The sequence below is a fragment of the Bartonella sp. CE47NXGY genome (genome assembly GCF_042195415.1).
GTDB lineage: Bacteria > Pseudomonadota > Alphaproteobacteria > Rhizobiales > Rhizobiaceae > Bartonella.
Map to the genome: position 1 here is coordinate 1 of NZ_JBHIOI010000087.1, position 2,616 is coordinate 2,616.

Below are 2,616 nucleotides of genomic sequence, written 5' to 3' on the forward strand. Positions count from 1 at the left end.
CATACAGAGGAAGAAGCATTTGAGAGAGGTTAGAGAATGAATGCAGAAATGAACGAAGCTATGAATGAAGATTACAGAGTTGGAGCACCGGTCTTTGATGATGAGAGCTCTTTTGATGCTGGCACTTATGATGGTGAAACGATTGATAATGATGATGTCACCTCTCCAGAGCCGGTTGCACAGCCCGTTGAAAAACCTTCAGAGATTGTTCCTAGTATAGAACAGCAGCGTATGGAGCAACAAGCCAAACAAGCCCGTGAAGCGCTTGTAAAGTTTTATGAACCCCAATCCCAGACGCCAATGGTTGAAGGTGAAAATGCACCCCCAGACCTACGTGAGGACCCTGTTCGTTTAGTGGCGTGGATGCTAGATAAGATTCAAAAGCAAGATGCGTATATTAGGGAACAGAAAGAAGCGCTAAGACAAGCTGAGGAACAGCAGCAGCATGATATACGTCTTGGTGAATTTTTTAATAATTCTGTTAAGTCGTTTCAAAATAAATCCAGTGATTTTGATGCCGCGGCAAATTTTCTTTATGAGGCACGCGCAAAGGAATTGAGTTCTTGGTCATCACTTTATCCTGAGTATGGACAACAAAACACAATAGATGCGATTATAAGAGATCAATTGCATGCTCTTGTAGCGACTTGTGCACAAAGAGATCTCAATCCGGCAGAAGAGATTTATAGAATAGCGCAAAATCTTGGCTATCAGAACCAAGCAGTGCAAGCGAATAATCAAGTTGCAGAACTTCAAAGTCGGCAGAATTCTGCGCGGACTTTGACAGCATCTGGTGGAGGGGGCAGTGTTGGACCAATCACTTTAGCAAGCATTGATAGGATGTCAGAAGAAGAATTTGACGCTTGGATATCAAATCCGAAAAATAAAGCAATTTTTCGGCAATTGCATGGTGCTGGTAACGGGTATTAAGAGTGCATTTTTATAGAAATTAGCCTGTTTTATGCAGGGTTATGGTCCGGCTTTTAAGCCGGTTTTTTTTACAGCAAAGAAAGGTAAAATCAATGGCATTAACAACAGTTAGAGCAGATGATCCTCATGCGATAAGCACGTGGTCAAAATTATTAAATACAGAAGTTTCAAAGGCGATACCTATTGCCCCCCTTATAGGCAAGGGTTCAAACAGCATTATTCAACTTAAAACTGAAACACAGAAGGGCAGAGGGGATTGTGTTACATTTAGCTTACGTACACAGCTTTTGGGACGGGGAGTTACCTCAGGACAGACGCTTGAGGGGAATGAAGAGGCATTACAATTCCTTCATGACAGACTATATATTGACGAGCTTTCGCATGCAGTTCGTGTAGAAAATGAAGGTAGTATAGCGCAACAACGTACAACGTTTGATTTGCGTGACGAAGCAAAAGATGGCTTAGTTGATTGGTATGCAGATCGCTTAAGCTTGATGTTTTTCATTCAAGCTTGCGGATATACAGCAAGGACGCTCTCTTTTGAAGATCGTATGATAGATATCGAGAATGTGCATTATGGATTTAATGAACCTCTGGCACCAAGCAGTAAGCGAATTATCCGTCCAGATGGTAAAACCAAGGATGAAGATCTCAGTGAAGCGCCAAAACACAGCTTTAGTTTGAAGCTTATTGACGAAGCTGTAAAAATGGCGAAACTTGCTAATCCCAAAATTCGACCAGTACGTGTGAATGGGGAGAGTGTTTATGTTCTCTATTTGCATCCAACACAAGTGATGCAATTGCGTACCAATACAGAGACTGGTCAGTGGCTTGATATACAAAAGGCGGCTTATTCAGGTTCGCGTGCGAAGAATCCGATCTTTGATGGTTCACTAGGCATGTATAATGGTGTGATTTTACGTGAATCTGAACATGTCACCCATGGGGTTAAATCTACCGATCATACAGCGAAAAAAAGTGTGCGTCGTGCTGTTTTGCTTGGAGCACAAAGTATCGTTATGGCTTTTGGGAACAATCGCAATGTCAATCGCTATCAATTGGTGGAAGAGCATTTCGACTATCAACGTTACTATGGTTTGTCTGCGAAAACACTGATTGGCATGAAGAAAACCCGTTTCAAATTTCCAAATAGCTCTCAAGCAGCGCAAGATTTTGGAACGATTGTTATCCCCACCTACAGTGGTGAACCTGATAATTAATCATAGGGAGGAAACAAGACATGGCAGATCAATTACCCCCTCCATTACAGGGCAGAAATCTACATACCCAACAGGTAAGTTTCTTACGTTTGAATATCTTACATAAAGAGAAACATCTCACAGAAAAAATTGGGATATTACCCCGTGGCGCTTTGATCACTTCAATAAAAGCGTTCGTTAAGACGGCATTTTCAGAAGCGAAATTGAAGATTGGCAGCAGCTATGGGGGCAATGAGTTCAGTGAAAAAGACATCAAAGCCCAAGGCACGCAAGATTTTACGCCAACAGATCAAAAGTCTTTTGTTGCAGATGATAAGGAGATGACCCTTTATGCAACACGAGACAAAACCACCGATGCTGGTGAATGTATTGTGGTTGTGCAATTCGTAACAAATCATTGAGGGGATAAGACATGGCAGATTATTTACCACAGCCCTTGCAAGGGAGAAATCTTCATACCCAGCAG

At 42.0% G+C, this 2,616-nt stretch carries 3 protein-coding genes; all 3 read left to right on the forward strand.

What is annotated here, in order from left to right; translation table 11 throughout:
- Positions 1-36 precede the first annotated feature (36 nt).
- Positions 37-930, forward strand: a complete 894-nt coding sequence (locus ACFIL3_RS09565; RefSeq protein WP_375682165.1) for a hypothetical protein — start codon at positions 37-39, stop codon at positions 928-930.
- A gap of 92 nt (positions 931-1,022) precedes the next feature.
- Positions 1,023-2,150 (forward strand): N4-gp56 family major capsid protein, encoded by a 1,128-nt coding sequence (locus tag ACFIL3_RS09570; protein ID WP_375682166.1) that lies wholly within the window; start codon positions 1,023-1,025, stop codon positions 2,148-2,150.
- 20 nt (positions 2,151-2,170) lie between these two features.
- Positions 2,171-2,551 (forward strand): hypothetical protein, encoded by a 381-nt coding sequence (locus ACFIL3_RS09575; protein ID WP_375612645.1) that lies wholly within the window; start codon positions 2,171-2,173, stop codon positions 2,549-2,551.
- The last annotated feature ends 65 nt before the right edge of the window (positions 2,552-2,616 follow it).

Coding starts and splice junctions, on each gene's coding strand:
- ACFIL3_RS09565 (WP_375682165.1), top strand. CDS start 37: ATGAATGCAGAAATGAACGAAGCTATGAATGAAGATTACAGAGTTGGA.
- ACFIL3_RS09570 (WP_375682166.1), top strand. CDS start 1,023: ATGGCATTAACAACAGTTAGAGCAGATGATCCTCATGCGATAAGCACG.
- ACFIL3_RS09575 (WP_375612645.1), top strand. CDS start 2,171: ATGGCAGATCAATTACCCCCTCCATTACAGGGCAGAAATCTACATACC.